Annotated in this window: 18 protein-coding genes; 4 read left to right on the top strand and 14 right to left on the bottom strand. The window is 64.1% G+C overall.

Features of this window, described 5'->3' with window-relative positions; genetic code table 11:
- Positions 1–116: 116 nt before the first annotated feature.
- The 5 genes from AC628_RS39070 to AC628_RS39050 form a co-directional block, all read right to left on the bottom strand.
- On the bottom strand, positions 117–467 hold the full coding sequence (locus AC628_RS39070; RefSeq protein ID WP_083633293.1) for a DUF1330 domain-containing protein: 351 nt from the start codon (positions 465–467) through the stop codon (positions 117–119).
- A 105-nt stretch (positions 468–572) separates the two neighbouring features.
- A complete protein-coding gene (locus AC628_RS39065) occupies positions 573–887 on the bottom strand; it encodes a hypothetical protein (RefSeq protein ID WP_245321551.1) in 315 nt (104 codons plus the stop codon).
- A gap of 171 nt (positions 888–1,058) precedes the next feature.
- Complete coding sequence (locus AC628_RS39060) at positions 1,059–1,427, bottom strand: cupin domain-containing protein (protein ID WP_074131967.1); 369 nt, start codon at positions 1,425–1,427, stop codon at positions 1,059–1,061.
- A gap of 39 nt (positions 1,428–1,466) precedes the next feature.
- Positions 1,467–1,772, bottom strand: coding sequence for a hypothetical protein (locus AC628_RS39055; RefSeq protein WP_074131965.1), 306 nt, complete (start codon positions 1,770–1,772; stop codon positions 1,467–1,469).
- Positions 1,773–1,919: 147 nt separating this feature from the next.
- The gene (locus AC628_RS39050) at positions 1,920–2,846 is read right to left on the bottom strand and encodes a winged helix DNA-binding protein (RefSeq protein ID WP_074131963.1); all 927 of its coding nucleotides are present in this window, start codon (positions 2,844–2,846) and stop codon (positions 1,920–1,922) included.
- A 475-nt stretch (positions 2,847–3,321) separates the two neighbouring features.
- Between AC628_RS39050 and AC628_RS39045 the strand changes: the two genes are divergently transcribed.
- Both AC628_RS39045 and AC628_RS39040 read left to right on the top strand, forming a co-directional pair.
- Positions 3,322–4,239, top strand: coding sequence for an NADP-dependent oxidoreductase (locus tag AC628_RS39045; protein ID WP_074131961.1), 918 nt, complete (start codon positions 3,322–3,324; stop codon positions 4,237–4,239).
- Positions 4,240–4,445: 206 nt separating this feature from the next.
- The gene (locus AC628_RS39040; RefSeq protein WP_245321550.1) at positions 4,446–5,405 is read left to right on the top strand and encodes a phosphotransferase; all 960 of its coding nucleotides are present in this window, start codon (positions 4,446–4,448) and stop codon (positions 5,403–5,405) included.
- A 119-nt stretch (positions 5,406–5,524) separates the two neighbouring features.
- On the opposite strand, the gene AC628_RS39035 is transcribed toward AC628_RS39040, so the two are convergent.
- From AC628_RS39035 to AC628_RS39015, 5 genes are all read right to left on the bottom strand, one after another.
- Complete coding sequence (locus AC628_RS39035; protein WP_074131957.1) at positions 5,525–7,339, bottom strand: adenylate/guanylate cyclase domain-containing protein; 1,815 nt, start codon at positions 7,337–7,339, stop codon at positions 5,525–5,527.
- Positions 7,340–7,508: 169 nt separating this feature from the next.
- Positions 7,509–8,132: a peptidoglycan recognition protein family protein gene (locus AC628_RS39030; protein WP_074131955.1), complete on the bottom strand. Its 624-nt coding sequence runs from the start codon at positions 8,130–8,132 to the stop codon at positions 7,509–7,511.
- 218 nt (positions 8,133–8,350) lie between these two features.
- Positions 8,351–9,565 (bottom strand): GGDEF domain-containing protein, encoded by a 1,215-nt coding sequence (locus AC628_RS39025; protein ID WP_074131953.1) that lies wholly within the window; start codon positions 9,563–9,565, stop codon positions 8,351–8,353.
- Between the two features lie 725 nt (positions 9,566–10,290).
- Positions 10,291–10,902, bottom strand: coding sequence for a LysE family translocator (locus AC628_RS39020; RefSeq protein ID WP_074131952.1), 612 nt, complete (start codon positions 10,900–10,902; stop codon positions 10,291–10,293).
- Between the two features lie 104 nt (positions 10,903–11,006).
- The gene (locus AC628_RS39015; RefSeq protein ID WP_074131950.1) at positions 11,007–11,408 is read right to left on the bottom strand and encodes a response regulator; all 402 of its coding nucleotides are present in this window, start codon (positions 11,406–11,408) and stop codon (positions 11,007–11,009) included.
- A gap of 161 nt (positions 11,409–11,569) precedes the next feature.
- Between AC628_RS39015 and AC628_RS39010 the strand changes: the two genes are divergently transcribed.
- Positions 11,570–12,436 (top strand): SDR family NAD(P)-dependent oxidoreductase, encoded by an 867-nt coding sequence (locus AC628_RS39010; protein ID WP_074131948.1) that lies wholly within the window; start codon positions 11,570–11,572, stop codon positions 12,434–12,436.
- Positions 12,437–12,642: 206 nt separating this feature from the next.
- Here AC628_RS39010 and AC628_RS39005 read toward each other — a convergent pair whose 3' ends face one another.
- The 4 genes from AC628_RS39005 to AC628_RS38990 all read right to left on the bottom strand — a co-directional run bounded on the left by AC628_RS39005 (position 12,643) and on the right by AC628_RS38990 (position 16,103).
- Positions 12,643–13,491, bottom strand: coding sequence for an FRG domain-containing protein (locus AC628_RS39005; protein WP_074131947.1), 849 nt, complete (start codon positions 13,489–13,491; stop codon positions 12,643–12,645).
- Positions 13,492–13,650: 159 nt separating this feature from the next.
- The gene (locus AC628_RS39000) at positions 13,651–14,457 is read right to left on the bottom strand and encodes a lytic murein transglycosylase (protein WP_074131945.1); all 807 of its coding nucleotides are present in this window, start codon (positions 14,455–14,457) and stop codon (positions 13,651–13,653) included.
- 55 nt (positions 14,458–14,512) lie between these two features.
- A complete protein-coding gene (locus AC628_RS38995) occupies positions 14,513–15,460 on the bottom strand; it encodes a DUF817 domain-containing protein (protein WP_245321549.1) in 948 nt (315 codons plus the stop codon).
- A gap of 58 nt (positions 15,461–15,518) precedes the next feature.
- On the bottom strand, positions 15,519–16,103 hold the full coding sequence (locus AC628_RS38990) for an ester cyclase (protein WP_210190323.1): 585 nt from the start codon (positions 16,101–16,103) through the stop codon (positions 15,519–15,521).
- Between the two features lie 266 nt (positions 16,104–16,369).
- Between AC628_RS38990 and AC628_RS38985 the strand changes: the two genes are divergently transcribed.
- A partial coding sequence (locus AC628_RS38985) for a CHAT domain-containing protein (protein WP_143202045.1) occupies positions 16,370–19,001 on the top strand: 2,632 nt, incomplete at its 3' end.

Here is a 19,001-nt window from a genome sequence, read left to right as displayed (position 1 = left end):
AAGATCCTCAGAGTAAGGCTTGCCCATCCATGCTGGCCTCCGCCCAGCCAGCATGGTGAATCAAAAACGACCTGATTTGGGAATCCCAAATCGATTCAAGCTAACTTCATCCCGCTTTAGGATTGGGTTGGGATCGGGTTTCCCGGTCCATCGCGTCGGTTTGGGGTGGCCTCGGTGATGACGAGGCCCTCCACACTCACCAGACGCGCGGAGCTGCAAGCGTCTCTCACGCGCTTGAGCCCCTGGTAGGTTGCACCGTTGTAGAACGACTCCCAGGCCGCTACGGACGGGAATTCCAGCAAGACAATCCTTCGCGGCTGCCAATCTCCTTCGTAGACCTTATGAGCTCCGCCCCGCGCGAGATATTTGGCTCCGGCCGCTTCCAGGGCCGGCTTCACGCCAGACATGAACTCCTGGTATTGTTTGGGGTCACGAATATCGACGTCGAAAATCACATAAGCAGCCATTGCATTCCTCGATTGAGCTGAAAGCCGCTCTCGTCTGGAAAAAGGGGCAGCATCCCGAGGCCGTTGACGGCAAACCATCTGCAGCGGCGATATCGGACGCCCAGCCTAGCGCGCCTCCGCGGAAATGCGATAGGTTTGATGGCAGGCAACACAATTCCTCATCGTATCGGCGAGCGTCTTGTTGATTTTTGCCGCCGGCGCGCGCGCAGTCGCCTGCTCGGCAATCTGGTCAAAGCCGCTCCGGACCGAGCCGATCATCGACTTCCAGGCATCGCTTTCCTTGGCGGCCAGGGTCGGCGGCCGGGCCAGCGCGGCACTGGCCTTGCGGCCGCGCGCCGCTGCTTCACGCGCGACCAGGTCCAGATCACCCGAGCCAAGCCCTTCCTCGACCTCCACGATCGAGGCCAGGAACAGCCGCATTTGCTCCAGCACGAAGGCTTTCTCGGTGTCCGTTCGCTGCACGGGCTCGCGTGTATCGGTTGTTTCGCCGGCCCGTGCCGGAGACGCCATTGCGCCAAGCAATGCAGACACGGTGATGGCGATCGGAGCGATCCGGTAACGCATGATGCAAGTCCATTGTCTCATGCCGGATCACTTTCGCTCCACCAGAAGGGCTCGACAGTCCGAGTCGCCGGCATTTTCAGCCGTATGCGAGACAGTGATGGGGCCCGCGCTGGCCACTCCGGCCTTGTTCTTCAATTCGCGCGTCGAGCCATCCGGATTGTGGACCCGCACGGTGCAATCATCGAGCGCGTAGACCACGAAAGGAAGCGGGTGCGAATGCGGCTTGTCCGTCGCACCCTTCTTCCAGGTGGCCGCGATCACACGAAAGTTCTGATCTTCGAAGATGACCTCATAGACCGTCGGGTCGGCCTGGTGGGAGGCAGGAGCGTCCTGCGCCGCGGCCGAACCGATCCAGATCGCAGCAGCACCCAGTGCAAACGTCGAGCGTCTGACCATAACAAAATCCTTTTCGGAAGAGATATCGAGGTTGGAGCGCTAAAGCAGACCTTGGGCGGCGGCATTGTCGCGAGCGACCTGCCGTTGCCGGACGATCGACAACTCTCTGCTGCACGCAGCGAACGCGTCTGTGCCCGCGCCCAATCCGAACATTCCACAGAACCGGCGATCTTCCTCGGCAACCGCCCGCACGACGTCATCGTGGGCGGCGGCGCGCATGGCGGGACCTGCGATGAACGCGGCGTACAGGCCAGAAGCGGCCAGGATCGCAACAAGCAGCGCGTATGCGAGCGAACGGAGCCGCACGGCAGTAGAGCCGTGCGCGCCGCTATCGATTTCGGTCATCAAAATCTTCCTTAAGAAAAAAGAATTGAAAAATAGATCGGCCCATGGGGGCAAAGTCGGGCCGCAGACTAGCCTAGCCTTTCCGGGCGGGATGCAGTCGGAAAACTTTGCGCCTATCGAAGGCGCAGGGAAAAGCCGTGGACAGGATCAGTCCACGGCCAAAAGGCGATCGGCGGAGCCGCGCCGAGCCTCCGTCCAATCGCGCATCGCCACGAGATTGACCGCATCGTGCAGGTACATGCCAATCGCAAGGCCGCGATCATAGCTCGCCCAGTGGCGCGGCATGATCTCGATGCTGCGGCCGCCGCGCCCAATGATCCTGACGAGACCGGCCGCCTGTGCTGCATTCATCAGGTTGCGGATATGCGTTCGCGAGACGCCGAAGCGATCAGCCACATCCATGTAGGGGATCGCTGCGGTCGGATCGCCCGCATCCATCGCAGCCTTCAGGACGGCATTCTGAATCAGCGGCCCCGCGGCATGCGAAAAGAACAACATCGTGTCCGACAACGTCATCATGAGGCGAACGGAGACCGGAAAGAACGGCAGGCCCGCGCGGCAATGGGTTACGTTGAAGGCCTGATTTCGTGACAGCACCGGGCTGTAATCATGATCGGGGTACAATTCGGCAAGCGGCACGAAGTGTGTCGCCAGCCATTCGGCGTGATGCAAGCGCAGCTTGTCCGTGGTTGCGAGGAGCCGCACGCGCCGGTCAGCCGGCGCTCGGCTCTGCGCGATGAATCCGACTTCGCACAGCCGTGCCAGGAGATGATCCACCTGCCGATCGCTCGCCTGTCCATGCATATTGAGCTGCCGTTTCAGCGCGGAGACCGTGAACCAGGTTTCGCGTCGCGCCGGATCCTGTGCGGCCTCGAGCACCGCTGCGCTCAGGAAAACGAGGAAGCGGCCGGCCTGGAGCAGCAGGCGGACCAGAAACGGATCACCCTCGTACAAATCACAAAAAGCCGCGACATAGGCGCGCCGCGCCTCCGGCAGCCGAGGATGATTTACGATCTCCTCGAAGCTCAGCCGCAACCGGCGGCCAGCCAGGCGCTCGAGTTCGTCTTTTTCCAAGGCTGCCCCCAGTCTTGACCTTCAGGAGGGTATAAGGCCACCGCGAGCTGGGCAATGCTTTCCTGCCGTTTTGGCCCGCGAGTCCGCCTTGGGTCAAAGGCAGGCGTCCCGGAATTCAATGAGTACCGCCCTGCTCCCTGATCGCGCGGTGAACGAGCCAAACAGACACGAAAGCCGGCGGCAACGCCGGCTTTTTTGTTTGTCTGTAGGTTTGGTGGAGCTGGCAGCCATTGGGCTTGGTACAGCCAAATTCGGCAATCTTGGTCCTGTTCTTATGACCAGGCGCAACGCATCTATGCTGGCGCCAGCAACCGGAGGGGCCCATCGGGGTTAGTGCTCCGGTCAATGCGGAGAGCGCAGATCGCAAGCGCGGAGTCTGGAGTTCCGCACTGCTTGGCGTTTGTTGATAGGCGGCGCTTTCGTGCTCCCTGCAGCATTTCCGCCAACGAGACAAATGATCGAGGAGATAGTTCCCATGAAGGCGATCGTTGTAGCGAACCAGGCCGCGGGAACGGCCGGGATGAAATTAGTGGACCGGCCCGAGCCGAACGCAGCGATAAACGACGTCGTCGTTCAGGTTCATGCGTCGGGATTTGCCCCGACTGAGCTGGCGTGGCCGTCGACCTGGACCGATCGCCTCGATCGTGATCGGACACCGTCGATCCCTGGGCACGAGCTGGCCGGAGTGGTCACCGCGCTTGGATATGGCACGACGGGACTGTCGGTGGGCCAGCGGGTGTTCGGCCTCGCGGACTGGTATCGCGACGGCACGCTAGCCGAGTATGTGGCGATCGAGGCACGAAACCTCGCGCCGCTGCCGGGCGACGTCGACTTCACGGTGGGCGCGAGCCTGCCGATCTCGGGTCTGACTGCATGGCAAGGGCTGTTCCAGCACGGCCGCCTTCAGGCGGGACAGCGCGTCCTCGCACATGGCGCGGCCGGTGCAGTTGGATCGATGGTGACGCAACTCGCACGCGAGGCCGGCGCCTACGTCATCGGCACCGGACGCTCCGCCGACCGTCAGACAGTGCTCGACTTGGGCGCGAAGGAGTTCGTCGACCTGGATAACGACGCCCTGGAAGACGTCGGCGAAGTCGATCTCGTGTTTGATGTCATCGGCGGTGACATTCAGAAGCGGTCCGCAGCACTCATTCGGGCCGGAGGAACGCTGGTGACCATCGTCGGGCCGGCCGAGGCACGGCCCTCCGGCGGACTTGCGGTCGACTTCGTCGTCGAGGTCGATCGTGTCCAACTGATTGAGATCGTCCAGCGGGTGCGGGACGGACGACTTCGGACGCACATCGGCAAGGTCTCATCCCTCGACGATGCCGTCGCCGCCTTAAATCCGACCGAGCGACGCAAGGGGAACACCATCATTTGCGTTCATCGCTGAGCGACGCGCCGATTGGTGCAGCCTGTAGGATGGGTGGAGCCAACGGGTCCGCGCAACGCGCGGCCCGATGGCTACACCCATCCTGCGGGGCTGGCTAATGTGCAGACCCTTTGCGTCGTGAAGTCTCCTCATGGAGGTAGCTTTCGGCAAAGACGCCGACAAACCAACCTGCCGCGAAAGCACCAACAAGCATGACGAGATAGATCGTGGCGCGCGTCGCGTCGCGATTCTGGCAAACGCCGCGTCCGGGGACAAGCCACGATCATGGCTGGCAGCCAGGATCGCGGCAGCGTTCTCTTTCGCCCGACGCTGGTGTTTGGTTGCGACCGGCGGGAGGACGGGCGATGCGGGGATCCCTCGGGGAGAAGATCAACCAGGGCGGCACGGCTGATATCCACGCCTGGGCGCCGGGTCAGGTCGTCAAACTGTTCAAGGAAGGCTTCCCGCCGCGGCTCGGCCAGCAAGAGGTGGGGATGACCCGGGCGGTCTTCGCCGCCGGCGTGCCTGCGCCGGAGGTGTTCGGCGAGGTGACGATCGACGGACGCTTTGGCATCGTGCTCGCCCGTCTCGACGGACCGACGCTGCTGCAGCTCACGCGCAGCGGCGGCGTGACATTCGCCCAGGCGGGCGCGATCCTCGCGTCCCTCGCCCTGTCGGTTCACAGGATATCGCCGCCGCCGGAGGCCTTCCGTCTGCGCCGCTGGATGGACAGCGCCTTCAGGCACTCGGGCGGCATCGTGCCCGAGCACATCGCCTCCGGCATCCTCGCGCTGATCGACCGCCTGCAGCAGCCGGGGGACGGGCTGTGCCATGGCGACATCCATCCTAACAACGTGATCATGACGGCGGACGGTCCACGGCTGATCGACTGGACCTTTTCGATCCGCGCGCCTGCGGCCTTTGATCATGGACACTTTCACATCAACCTGACCGAGCTCGCCCTCGATGTCACCGACAATCCGCAGCGGCCGCTTGCGGTCCATGCGGCGGCGCAATCCGAATACGCGCGGCTGTCCGGTATGCCGGTCGCGGCGCTGAGGCAAGCGATGGAGAGCTGGCTGCCGATCGCGATCGTCCGCTACTTCCTGCTGATGGGCGGGCCGACAAGCGAGCGATGGCGGCGGATGATGCAGCGCGCCGAAGCGGCCCTGCGTCCGCAGGACTGAATCCCTCATCGTGCGCGTGGCGGTCGATGGGGCTACCCAGTGTCGGCTTCGGCCTGAAGGTGACACTCGCTGGGCGCCGCGATCAGTGACATTGCTCTGCAGCAAAACCAAGCGCCGTCTCAGTCGGGAAGGCCGCTGCGATTTATCGCCGCTTCCACGACCGACTGATGCTCCGGCTTACGGTACCGAAGGTACATATCCCGTAGGAAGGGCTTGCTCAGCTTAGGATAGAGCTCCGTGATGCGGCCGAGAAGTCTCTTCGCCTCCGAAGCGTCGCCTGCCAATATGGCAGCGTCATTCAGCGTGAACAGCGCATGAACATCTTCTGGATAGAGGCTGATGAGCTTCTTTGCCCATGCCACGCAATCGTCGCGAGATTCCATAACCCAAGACGCGGTGAGATAGCCCCTGAGGACCCCAATGACATTGCCGCTATCGACCGGATTGAGTCGGGTTGCTTGATCCAGCGCATGACGTGCCACGACGAGATCACCAGCCAAAGCGCTGAGGTAACCTTTGATCGCCCAAGCTTGAGCCAAATTCGGATTGAGATCGAGGGATTGATCAGCCAAAGCAAGACCACGCTCCAGCTCACGGTTCATGTTTCCAATGATGTAGGCGGATATGCCCAGAACACTGTCGTGGTCGGGAGCAAGCTGGAGTGCGTAAACGGCGCGGCGTATTGCTTCGGTTCGTTCGGCTTCCGTGAACGGGACAAGATATCCCCAAAATCGATTGTGAACGCAAAATGCAGCCTGGACGTAGGCCGGAGCAAATGTTGAGTCGAGAGACATTGCCTTCTCGAATTCGGCCTGTGCCTGCCTGTTCCCCTCAAGCGTTCTCTGACGGACCAGAGCAAGGCCGCGCAAATAGTGATCGTATCCGTCCCACGTGTCGGGTGACTTGCGCGCCGCCTGATTGGCGTCGGCAGAGATCAGCTGAGGAAATATTGCACTGGCGACGCTTCTTGCGACACTGTCCTGCAGATCGAAAACATTCTCAAGCGCGCCATCAAATCGATTTGCCCACAGATGCGCGCCTGTCTCGGCTTCGATCAGCTGGCCGGTGATCCGAACGACACCACCTGCCCTCCTGACGCTCCCCTCCAGAACGTACCGGACCCCCAACTCGCGACCGACCTGCTTGATGTCGAACGTCTTGCCCTTGTACGCAAATGACGAGTTTCGCGCGATAACGAGCAGCGACTTGAATCTCGACAGCGCAGTGGTGATGTCCTCCACCATACCGTCCGCAAAGTAATCCTGTTCCGGATCACCGCTCATGTTCTGAAACGGTAGAATCGCGATCGAAGGTTTGTTTGGCAGCAAGGGCGGCCGTGACGGGTCCAGCAAAATGCTTCGCAGGCCCGCCGCCGCGGCTGGGATGGAAACATCTGGTCCAGCTTCGTCCTCGCGCATCCTGACCGCATGTATCCGTATCGGTCGCGCGATGTTCTTCAACGTTCGTTCGCCGACGTCTTGGAAGAAGAACGGCGTCTTCCCTCGGACCTGTCTGAAAGCGTCGTCGGATAAATAAACGCCGCCCGGCTCGCATTCATTCTCCACGCGGGCTGCGACATTGACGCCGTCGCCAAAGATGTCGTCGCCGTCGACGATGATGTCGCCGACATTGATGCCCATGCGGAAGACGATTTTGAGCGGCGCCCTTGCGTTGCGCTCAATCATCTCGCTTTGCACGGCCATGGCGCAAGTCACGGCGGAGACCGCACTTGCGAATTCGACGAGTATTCCATCGCCGGTCGTCTTGACGATACGGCCCCCGTGCGTTGCGATAGCAGGGTCGATCACGTCGCGACGGTGGGATTTGAGGGCCGCCAGAGTCCCGACTTCGTCTGCCCCCATGAGACGCGAATACCCGGCGACATCAGCTGCCAGAACTGCCGCCAATCTCCGCTGGATCCGTTCTGCCGTCACGAAACCCTCGCTCGTTCCCCTCCTATCAAAGCATAGGACAGACGCTCCTGTCAGCGGTTCTTGGGGCGGCCCGAGATGTCGAATTTCCGCTATTGGTCAGAAGGCGGAGGTCCGGAGCTTCCGCTTCGTCCCCGAAGCGGACGTGCTGGATCTTAGGGGAGTCCGCCCCCTACTCGCCCCACTCTCGCGCCATGGTCGCGAGTGCGCAGCCCTCGCAGTAGCGGGCGTCCTTGAAGTCGATCCAGTTGTGCGCGTAGACGCGGTCGAGCGGAATGCCGTAGCGCGCGCGCAGCACACGCACCAGCACCCGCCAGGCCGAAACTTGCGCGTCGGTCGGCCCCTTGGTGACGTCGGGGTAATTGCCGGCGAACTCGACGCCGATCGAGGTGTCCTTATTCGCCTGGTGATAGGTCTTGCTGTTGTCGATGTATTTGTTGTCGTTGCGATCGGCGCCGTCGGTGTGGGTCGGAATGAGGTTGTCGGCGACCGCCCAATAGACCGTGCCGTCGGTTTCGACCCAGACCATGACGCCGCGCCTTGTCGGGTTCTTGTGCTGCTCTTGCGCGCCGTAGCGTGCAGAGCCGGCCGGCCCCTCGGTCTGGTGCACGATGATGTTGCGCCAGGGGTGCGCCTTGGCGACGTCGCCCCAGGGCGACAGCCACACCATCTTCAACCCGGGAATCTCGGGCGTCCCCTGCGATCGCGCGATGACAGCGAGATCGGGCGGGTCGGCTGATGCGGCGGAAGACAGAAGAAGCGCAAGGAGTGCGGCGAGCAGGCGGGGCATCATCATGGAATATCCAGTGTGCGCTTCGGTTCTGCGACGGCTTCGTTTCACCTCTCCCCAGCGGGGAGAGGCCGATTTGCGTAGCAAATCGGGTGACGGGCCGCGGCGCTAACGAGAGACCGTAATCCCTCACCCGGCGCTGCGCGCCGACCTCTCCCCAGCGGGGAGAGGTGAAGCCCCGCCGCCGCTCCAGCTCAACTTGATCTCATCATGCTCTAGCACGCTCAGGCGCGCTTGCGCAGGGTCGCCTCCAGCGCATCGACCATCTCCGGCGGCAGCCTGGGCTCGTAGGTCGCATAGCCGTTCTTGCCGCCCTTCTTGGCGTCGTAGAGCGCGTGGTCGGCGGCGGCGATCAGGCGGTCGGGATGCATCCCGATCTCGCGGGTCCATTGCGCAATGCCGATCGAGACCGCGATCGGAATGTCGTTGCCGGTGCACTGCTCGGCATCGGCGCGGCAGACCTCCAGCACGCGGCGGGCGATCATCGCGCCCTCGCGCAGCGTCGAGGACGGCAGCACGATGCAGAACTCGTCGCCGCCGGTGCGGGCCAGCATGTCGCCCGGGCGGAGCCTGGTCTGCGCCATCAGCGTGAAGTGCTGCAGGCAGGCGTCGCCGGCGGCGTGGCCATGGGTGTCGTTGATGCCCTTGAAGCCGTCGAGGTCGATCACCAGCAGCGCGAACGCCTCGCCGTTGCGGTCGGACCGCGCGCATTCCTCGGTCAGCCGTTGCAGGAGATGGCGGCGGTTCCCGACGCCGGTGAGATCGTCGAGCAGCGCGAGGTCGGCGACCTCGTTGCGCAGCCGGTCGATCGCCATCAGCAGGAAGCCGAAATTGAGCGCCATCGACAGGAAGACCATCAGCAGGATCACCAGCGACTGGCCCGCATTGAAGCGAACGAAGGAGTACTCGCCGGGCTGCAGCAAGGCGCCGACGAGGCGCAGCGCATAAATGCCGATCAGCACGGAGGCGACGATGCCGGCGAGCCGCGCGCCGGGGCTGACGCGCCCGTTCTCGGGCGACAGCAACAGCTTCAGCGTCAGCGCCAACGGCATGACCTGGGCGACGGTGTAGACCAGGATGCGCATCGGCATGCTGTTATAGGCAAAGATGAAGACGCCGAGCCCGGCGAAAGCGAACGCGGTGCACAGCGCGGTGCTGCGCCAGCCCACCGGCTTGCCGTAGAAGCGCTCGATGCCCATCGCGGCAAGGCCGGCGGCGAACACCATCAGCGTCCCCGCCGCCAGCAGCGGCAACAGCGAGTCCGTCATCATCACACGGAGCATCGCGCAGGAGGCACCGGCGGCCGCAACGAAGGCGGACGCGGTCCAGAACCTCGCCGCGCCGAAAGCTGGATAGCTTTGCGCGACATAGGCCCAGATCAGGCCGAGCGCGAGAAAATTGATAACGAATACCGTCCAAAGCGTCGGAACGCTCAACATCGCCCCTGTTCGAGACCCGTATCGGCCTCGCCTCCCCTGAAATGACCTTCCGCCCCTAAAGGCGTTTCCTCAATGACAATCCCCGTTGTCTTGGGAGAGAGGATGCCGCCGCGCCGCTTAACGGACTGTCACCCGCCACGGGTGAATCCGTGCCGTGGTTTTGAATTGATGAAGATGCGCGCGTCCACCATTTGCGCGTCGTTAAGCATGACGGTGCGACGGCGCCGCGACGCGCGACACGCCGACGCTGGCGAAAAACTGGCAAAAACACGTAACAGCTGTGGATAACACGATGACGGCGCCGTGACAGCACGCGGCAGCCGCCTCCGAATCTGCTGAGTTTGCTACTGAGGATGTTGCGAGGCTGGCCCTCCGCCAAGCATGCCTCGGAGTCGCGTTCAATCCATGAAACCCTGAGAGGATACTATGGCTAAGAAAGCGAAGAAGGCGAAGAAGGCGAAGGCGAAAAAGGCCACCAAGAAGAAGGCCGCCAAGAAGTAACGAATTCCAGCCCGGGTAGCGGCTCTTGCCCTGCCCGGGCACTCGGATCGGGATCACCGGCCGAAACGACGCCAGCCCCGAACTCATCAACCCTAGATTCACCTAACCGATCGACCCCGGCAGATGGGGCAAGGCAGCAGGCGCAAGGCCTGCTTTTTTATTGCCTGCCTCTGTTTTATTGCCAGCCTCTTTATTGCCGGCCTCGGCCGCGAGCGAATGCAAGCTCAGCGCTCCGCAAAGGCGAGCTTGGCGCCGAGCACGGCAAAGCCCGCGGCAAAGCTGCGCCGCAGCCAGGCCATCACCTTCGGCCGGGTGATGACGCGGTCGCGCATCGACGCCGCGAACAGCCCGTAGACCGCGAACACCGCAAAGGTCATCGCCATGAAGACGAAGCTGAGCTCGACCATCCGCGTCAGCGGATGCGGGTCGTCGACGGCGATGAACTGCGGCAGGAAGGCCAGGAAGAAGATCGACAGCTTCGGATTGAGGATGTTGATCAGGATCGCGGTCACGATCACCCGCCCGCTCGAGCGCGGCTTGATCTCGGTGTCGACGGCGAGCGCGCCGCGCTCGCGCAGCGCCTGCCAGGACATATAGAGCAGATAGACCACGCCGCCCCATTTCAGCGCCGCGAACGCCATCGCGCTGGTGTGCAGGATGGCGGCAAGGCCGAGCATCGCCGCGATCATCTGCGGCACGATCCCGAGGGTGCAGCCGAACGCCGCCGCCACGCTCGCCCGCGAGCCCCGGGTCAGCGCCACCGCCAGGGTGTAGAGCACGCCGGTGCCGGGCGAGGCGACCACGATCAGCGTGGTCAGCAAGAAGGACCATGTCATTTCAAATCCTCAAGGGGGAGGGACATGGTCCGGAAATATCACGGCGTCCGGGCAGGCGGAAGCGGCCACCGGCCGGCCGCGCTTCGCCCGTGCTGACAACTGCGTTATACGGACCTCGCCCCGCGGCCCGACAGCTCCGAGGCCTTCATCTCGGCGACCCGGATCACGTCCAGCGGCGCCCAGGGCTTGGACCAGAACATGGTGCCCTCGGGCAGGCGCTGCCGCAGCGGCTTGCCCGAGGTGACGATCACATCGAGATCGGGCTTGTATTTCTTGGCGACATGGGCGAGCTCGACGCCGGTCATGTTGCCGGCCAGCTCGACATCCGTCAGCATCAGCACGACGTTGTCGCCACTGCCCTGCAGCACCAGTTCTGCAGCTTCCGCGCTCTCGCAGGAGATCACGTCGAACTCGCTCTCCTCCAACAGGAGGCCGATCATCTCGCGCTGCATCGGATCGTCCTCGACGACCAGGGCCTTCGCACGATAGGGCTTTGACTGTCCCATGGCGGGCCTCCCTTGGTTTGAATGCTTCAGATCGAGCACATAACAAATGTTAAATGCCTAAAATCGCTGGATGGTTCAGTTCCAATTTGAGAAAAGCGAGGAAACCGCCATGTTCCCGCCTGGCAACCGCATCCCGCTCGCTCAGATGGAGCTGACCCGACATGACCGCGATCTCTGGATCCGCCGCCGCCGTAACCGGAGCCGCCAGCGGCATCGGCCGCGCGCTCGCGCTTGAACTGGCGTTGCGTGGCTGCGATCTCGCCATCGCCGACCGCGACGAGGGCGGCCTGCAGGCCGCCGCCGCCGAGATCGCCAAAGCGAGCCCGCGCAAGGTCACCGTACACCGTGTCGATGTCAGCGAGCCCCGCCAGATCACCGCGTTCGCCGACGCGGCCGGCGCCGCGCATCCCGGCCTCAACATCGTCGTCAACAATGCCGGCGTCGCGTTGCTCGGCGAGTTCAGCGAAATCGACCAGGCGCAGATGGACTGGCTGTTCAACATCAATTTCTGGGGCGTAGTGCACGGCAGTCGCGCCTTCCTGCCGCTGCTTTCGCAACGGCGGGAGGCGCATATCGTCAACATCTCCTCGATCTTCGGCATCGTCGCCCCGCCCGGCCAGAGCGCCTATTGCGCGGCCAAATTTGCGGTGCGCGGCTTCTCGGAGAGCCTGCGCCACGAGCTTGCGATGGCGAACAGTCCGGTGAAGCTCTCCGTCGTGCACCCCGGCGGCATCGCCACCAACATCGCGCGCAACTCGCGCACCGGCAGCGGCGTCACCGACAATGCCCGGCGCTCAGAATCGATCGAGCGCTTCGAGACGCTGGCGAGGACCACGCCGACGGCGGCCGCGCAACGCATCATCACCGGCATTGAGAAAAACCAGCCGCGCATCCTGATCGGCAAGGACGCCATCTTCATGGACCTGCTGCAACGCTTCCGCCCCGGGACCTATTGGAAGGTGATGCAGCGGCAGATGGAGAAGACGGCCGCAAGGCGGATCGCGCGCGATGCGGCGCGCGCGGGTTGATTGCACGCAATCTCTCTGCCGTCGTCCCGGCCTAGTGCGCAATTGCGCACGGGAGCCGGGACCCATAACCACAGGGTCAAGTTGGTGAGCACGCTGGGGACACAGCGTCAGCGACAACGCGCATTTGTGGTTATGGGTCCCCCGGGTCAAGCCCGGGACGACACTGAATGTGTTGCGCGATCGGTGAGTCACACATCACTGGCAGATCACCCGCCGAGCTGCTTCTTCACCCCGAGCGCCAGCCGAAACAGCGGATCGCTCCGCTCCGACGGATAGAGCGCGCTGCGCGTCACCTGCGGGAAATTGTCGTTCTTCCAGAACGAGGACGGCGCGAACGAGAATTTCGCGACCAGCCGGCGGCCGAAATCCATCTCGTAAGGAAAGTAGTTTTCCTTCTGCTCGGTGCCGGACATCTCGGGATATTCGCCGAGCAGATAGCCCTCCTGGATATGCGGCCGCACCGCCGCCGGCGGGCAGACGCTGGACAGCCGCACGATCTGCAGGCCGGCCTCGGCGCTCGCGGTGATCGCGCCGCTGAGGTTCGGCACGCCGAGCACATAGAGGAAGGCGGTGCCGGTCTCCGCCAGCGACGCAAACGAGGCGGCAATGCGGATCGAATGGGTGACGTCGAGCAGCGGCGTGGTGCAGACCTCGTAATGCTGCAGGATCGACCAGCGCAGGATGCGGTGTCGCTTCAGCCGCTCGAGCCCGAGCAGCTTGGCCTTGGCATACTCCGCGATCAGGACCTGCTCGGCGCGCCGCAAAGCTTCGAACCGCGTTACCAGCGTTGCCTGATCCGGATTGCCGCGGCCGCCGCGAAACAGCGTCGGCTTCAGCGACGAGTTGCGCTTGATGTTTCTGAAGTCGGCGCCCTGGCCGCGAAACAGCAGCACATGGTCGCGGTTGAGGAATTGCAGCTCGGCGATCTTGGTCGCGAGCTCGAGATAGGAGCCGACGCGATGCCCCGGCCCCTCCCGCACCGCCGAGTTCTTCGCGACCTGGCATCCCCGGCGGTCGAAGAACGACCAGATCTTTTGGCTGCCGATGGTTTCCATTCGATCACTCGATCGTACGTATCGTCATTGTGAGGAGCGAAGCGACGAAGCAATCCATCGTCCCGCATATGCTGAAAAATGGATTGCTTCGCGGAGCCTGTCATCCGGCGGCGCTTCGCGCCGACCGGGTGGCTCGCAATGACGGACGAAGCCGCGCCCTCACCGCCCCACGAGCTGATCGGCAAAATACCCAATGGTCTTGCGATAGATCACCGCCCTGTTCCACTCGCGCATCGCCTCGAAATTGGCGCTGCCTTCGCCGTAGGGCGCGCCCATCTTGAAGCCGTTCGAGTGCAACAGGTTCGCGGTCGAGGCCAGCACGTCGGCGACCGAGTGGCGCAGATCGACATGGCCGTCGCCATCGAAATCGACGCCGTACTTGATGTAGGACGACGGCAGGAACTGGGTCTGACCGATCTCGCCGGCATAGGCGCCGATCATGTCGTTGAGGCGGAGGTCGCCGCGCTGCAGGATCTTGAGCGCGGCCAGCAGTTCGCCCTGGAACAGGTCGGTGCGGCGGCAATCATGCGCCAGCGTGGTGAGCACGCGGAACACCGGCAGCTTGCCCATGTCGCCCTTGCCGAAATCGGTCTCCAGCCCCCAGATCGCGACCAGGATCTGGCGCGGTACGCCGTATTGCTGCTCGATCTTCGACAGCAGCGCAGCGTGACGCTGCAACATGGCGCGGCCGCCATTGATGCGCCCGCTGCCTACGCGGGTTGCGACATACTGCTCGAAGGTCTTGTTGAAGGTGTAGCGCTGCCGCCGGTCGAAGGCGAGCACCCCGCCATCCTGCTGCACCCCGCCGAGCGCCTGCGAGATCACGTCCTGCTGGATGCCGGCGCTAGCCGCCTCCTGCGAGAACGACTGGACGAAGGCCGGAAAACTGCCGCCGCAGCGGGCGGCATAGGAGGGGGTGGCAAGCAGCAAGGCGCCGAACACAACCGCCAAACGACACCTGAGCATGCAAACATCCCTCCCGCTTCGAATGGCCGATCATGCCATGGAGCAAACGAGGCCGTCAAAGTGTCGGCGCCGACATTCCGCCCGCGGCCGCGTCATCCCGCCGTCGTGTCTCGCCCCTCCACCTCCGTGGCGCATTGACCAGGATGACCAGCGTGTAGCTGATGATCAGGAGCAGGAACCACGACCCGAGCTTCTCGATTCCGACCATCGACCAGCCGAGCCGCTGCGAGGGATAGAGCCAGGTCTTGGTGAAGGTGCCGATGTTCTCGGTGAACCAGATGAACAGCGACACCAGCACGAGGCCGAGCAGCAGCGGCATCGCGCGATAGCGGGTCCAGACCTTGAAATGGATGCTTGTGCGGCCGAGCAGCCAGATCGCCCAGGCGAACAGCCCCCAGCGCAGGTCGACGACGTAATGGTGGCTGAAGAAGTTGACATAGATCGCGACGCTGAGGGCGATCAGGCCGAGCCGACGCGGATGCTGCGTGAAGCGGAAATCGAACAGCCGCCAGCAGCGGCAGATGTAGCTGCCGATACAGGAATACATGAAGCCGGAGAACAGCGGCACGCCGCCGATATGGAAGACGCTGGGCTCCGGATAGATCCAGGAGCCGACTGAGGTCTTGAAGACCTCCATCGCCGTGCCGACGACATGGTAGATCAGGATGACCCTGGCCTCCTCCCAGGTCTCGAGCTTTCCCGCCAGCAGCGCGACCTGAACGGCGAGCATGCAGAGAAGCAGGAAGTCGTAACGCGCAAGCACCGCGTCCGGCGGATAGAAGCGCCAACTGCCGATCATCAGCGCCACCGCGATGCCGCCGAACAGGCAGGCCCACGCCTGCTTGACGCCGAAGCGCAGGAGTTCGTAGAGCGCCACCGTCCAGCGGCGCTGCGCCATCAACAGGCCGAGGCGATGTTCGCCGGCGATGAAGCGGCGCAGCGGCGGCCAGTTGGCCGCGGCGCTCGCAATGGGTTTGGTGTGACCTGTCAGCCTGTGATGCACACAGCTGGTGATGCCGGTGGATCACGGTCGCAGCGCGGCGGAGTTGTGCAGATTTCCCTCAATCCTTGAGCTGCCGCTCCAGATCGACAAAATCGATCTCGGCCCAGCGCTCGGAGATCTTGCCATCGTGAATCCGCCAGAACGTCATGCCGCGGAATTCGACATGGCGGCCGGTCGGGGCGATGCCGCGCCACGGGCTGCGGTGCCGGCCGCGCCAAACGAAGCGGCCAGCGACGATGTCGCGCTCGGCCACCAGGCATTCGGCCACCGCCGACAGGTCGGCAAAGGTCTCGTGCATGACAGACGCATGCGCGATCACCTCCTCGGCGCTCATCCGCTTGCCCGCGGCATGGTCGAAGTAATCGGACGCCAGCTGGACACGGATCGCATCGGGATCGAGACGATTGGTCACGGCGTCGTAATGCGCGAGCACGAGCGCCTTGTTGGCGTCGCTTATGGCGTTGGACATCGGCGATCGGCTCTCAAGAAAAGTTGTATAAAGCCAAGGATGCGCCTCATACGCGAATCGGACGCGATGGCGCAAGTGACGATGGTCAGAAAAATCAATGGTTTCGGCGCTGGCGCGTTTCGGCTTCGAAGCGAAAGGCGGTTGCCGGGAAAGTGTGTCCGCCAGCGGTAACATCATCCGATCGCTTGATCATGCCGCTGGCATGCAAGCGGCGACGCACCACACGGGTGCATCTCAGGGAGCGTGCGTGAACGCCGGAGGCGCTGGCGGCGACCAAGAAAGCACCGGCCCGGTAAACCGGTCCCGCCGGCGCGCCGCCGCTCGCCGCGTCTTGTTCATGCAAAGGCGCACCGCTAAAGCCAGCGAGGCTGGCTGCAACGACGTCGTCATCTGGGGGAACGCCATCCGGTGACGAATCTTGGAATGAGGATGTGCTGCCGATGACGATCGCCGGACGCTTCGCATACGCGCGCAGGGTTGCCGCGTCACTCGGTATCATCCTCGCGCTCGGCGCCACAGTGATCGGGCCGATCGATACCGCTAGCGCGCAGAACGCCTCCCCCAAGCGCGCGCCGGCGCAAGGTGCCGGCAGCAGCACCCAAGCAATCACCGCGCAAATGAAGAACGCGATCGCGCTGACGCGCAGCGGCAAGATCGACGCGGGCGCCGCACAGCTCACTGCCGCGCTCGACGCCGCGGACAAGCTCGACGACGCGCAGTTCGTGATGGGGCAATATTACGACGCGACCGCGACGCTGCGCGCGGTCAAGCGCGACGATCTCGCCGAAAAACTGTTCGTGCGCGCATTCAAGAGCAGGGCTGTGGCGCAATCGCCGCCCGGCATCGCCGATGTGCTGCTGGAATACGCCATCCTGCTGTCCGACCACGCCAGGATCGCCGAAGCGGTTCCGGTCTACATGAAGGGGATCGCGGCCTTCAACGCCTATTGGGGCGAAGGCTCCGAGGAATCGCTGATCGCCAATGACAAGCTCGCGGTCGCGCTGTCGGCCAACGGCTCGGCCGCATCGGCGACGAATTTGGGCCGGCACAATTTCGAGCGCTCGGAGAAGGCGCTGGGGCCCGACCATCGCACCACCGCGAAGCTCGCCAACAATTATGCCGATATGCTGCGCGAGATCGGCGCGCCGGCGAAGGCGCTCGAGCTCGATCTGTTCGCGATCGAGAAGCGCGTCAGGCGCTACGGCGAGAACCATCTCAACACGCTGGTGACGGTCAACAACGCCGGACAGGATTTCCTCAACCTCGGCCGCTTCGACGACGCCCGCCGCTATTTCCGCCGGCACCGCGCGATCGCGACCGTGCTGGCCCCGAAGGATCCGAGTTTCGCCGGCCAGGCCGATGCCTGGCTGTTCTACACCGACATGCTGGCCGCCGGCGACGCCGCGACGTCGCCGGCCGATCTGGCGCGGCTGGAGGCGATCGTCGCCAATGAGGAGAATTTCGCGGACTTCCTGCGCATCAAGGCGGCGGAGCTCGCCGCCGGCCAGCGCGAGCGGCGCGGCGAGCTGGACGCCGGCATGCGGCTGCGCGAAACCGCGCTGGCGATTTCGACCAGGGCCTTCACCGCGCAGCATCCGCTCTCCTTCGAGATCAAGCTCGGTATCGCCGTTGCCCTGATCGCGAGCGATCCGAACCGCGCGGTGCGCGCGTTCACCGCGCTCGACCGCGAGATGTTCGAGTGGATGAAGCGCGAAGTCGGCACATCAGGCGATCGCGCCGTCGCGGAAGCGATCCGTGCCCATGCCGACCATCTGCTGTTCGCGTTCGGCCGCTTCGCCACCGGGGCCGGCTCCGCGGTGGCACAGCCGGCCTTTGCCGCTGCCGTGCTGCGCTGGAAGACGCTCGGCGGCGGCGACGCCATCGCGCTGCGGCGGTTCGAGACGGAGGTCGCGGATAAGGACGCGGAGACCGCGACGCTGGTGCGCGCGGCGCTGCGACTCAACGGCGAGAAGCAGGAGCTGTTCTCGTCGGGCAATATCGACGACTGGGCGCGATCGGTGTGGCAGCGGCAGGACGCGGCCGAGAAGGCGCTGGCCAAGCGGCTCGATGCGATCGGCGTCAAGCTGCCGCAGGATCCGATCCGTCCGGCGCAGCTGCTCGCCCCGCAGGAAGCCGTGGTCAACTACTTCATCACACGGCAATGGAAGGCGGACCGGCAGTCGAAGGAGCCGCTGGCGGCGACCGTGCTCTACGCCATCGTCGAGACCGCAACGAGCGAGCCGCGCGTGGTCGATCTCGGCGATCCCGGCAAGACGGTCGACACCGGCGTGCGGACCGAGATCGCGCGGCTGCGGACGACACGGGCCACCGTCCCCGATCTCGGCGCCAGAGAGCGTGTCGACAAGAGCCCCGACACCAGGGCGCTCGACACCAAAGGCCGCTTCCAGAACCTGCACGCGCGGCTGTTCGCGCCGCTGGAGGCCATGCTGAAGGACAAGACCACGCTCTATGTGGTGCCGGATGGATTCCTGTTTGCGGTGCCGTTCTCGCTGTTGCCCGGTGCCGATGGCGGCCTGCTGGAGGACAAGTTCACGATCCGGCTGCTGACCAGCCCCGATGCGCTGATCGCGATCCATGCGCGCGAGACGCTCGAGCGGACGGGCGCGATGCTGCTCGCCGGCGGCATCGAATACGGCCAGCCGGGGCCGATGCCCCTGCCCGGCACCAACACCGAGATCGAGGCGATCGCCAAACTCGCCCGCGCGCGCGGCGCCCCGGTCGAGATGCTGACCGGAAGCGGCGTCAGCGAAGCCGCGCTGCGCGAGGCGATCGGCAAGGTCCGCATCGCGCATCTGGCGACGCACGGCTTCTATCACGACAGCACCGCGTCCGGCCTCGACACGCTCTGGCAGAGCGGCATCGTGCTGTCGGGCGCCGGCGACAGCCGCTGGCCGCTGCGCGACGACAAGGACGGCTATCTCTATGCCTTCGAACTGATGGATTGGGACCTGTCCGGGCTCGATCTGCTGGTACTGTCGGCCTGCGAGACCGGCCGCGGCGACGAGAGCTTCGTCAGCGGCCTGCGCGGCCTGCCGACCGCGCTCGGCATCG

The organism is Bradyrhizobium sp. NAS96.2, from assembly GCF_001908235.1.
In the GTDB taxonomy this organism is placed as follows: domain Bacteria; phylum Pseudomonadota; class Alphaproteobacteria; order Rhizobiales; family Xanthobacteraceae; genus Bradyrhizobium.
The sequence above is the reverse complement of the archived record's forward strand: the minus strand, read 5'-3'. Positions and strand labels throughout refer to the sequence as shown.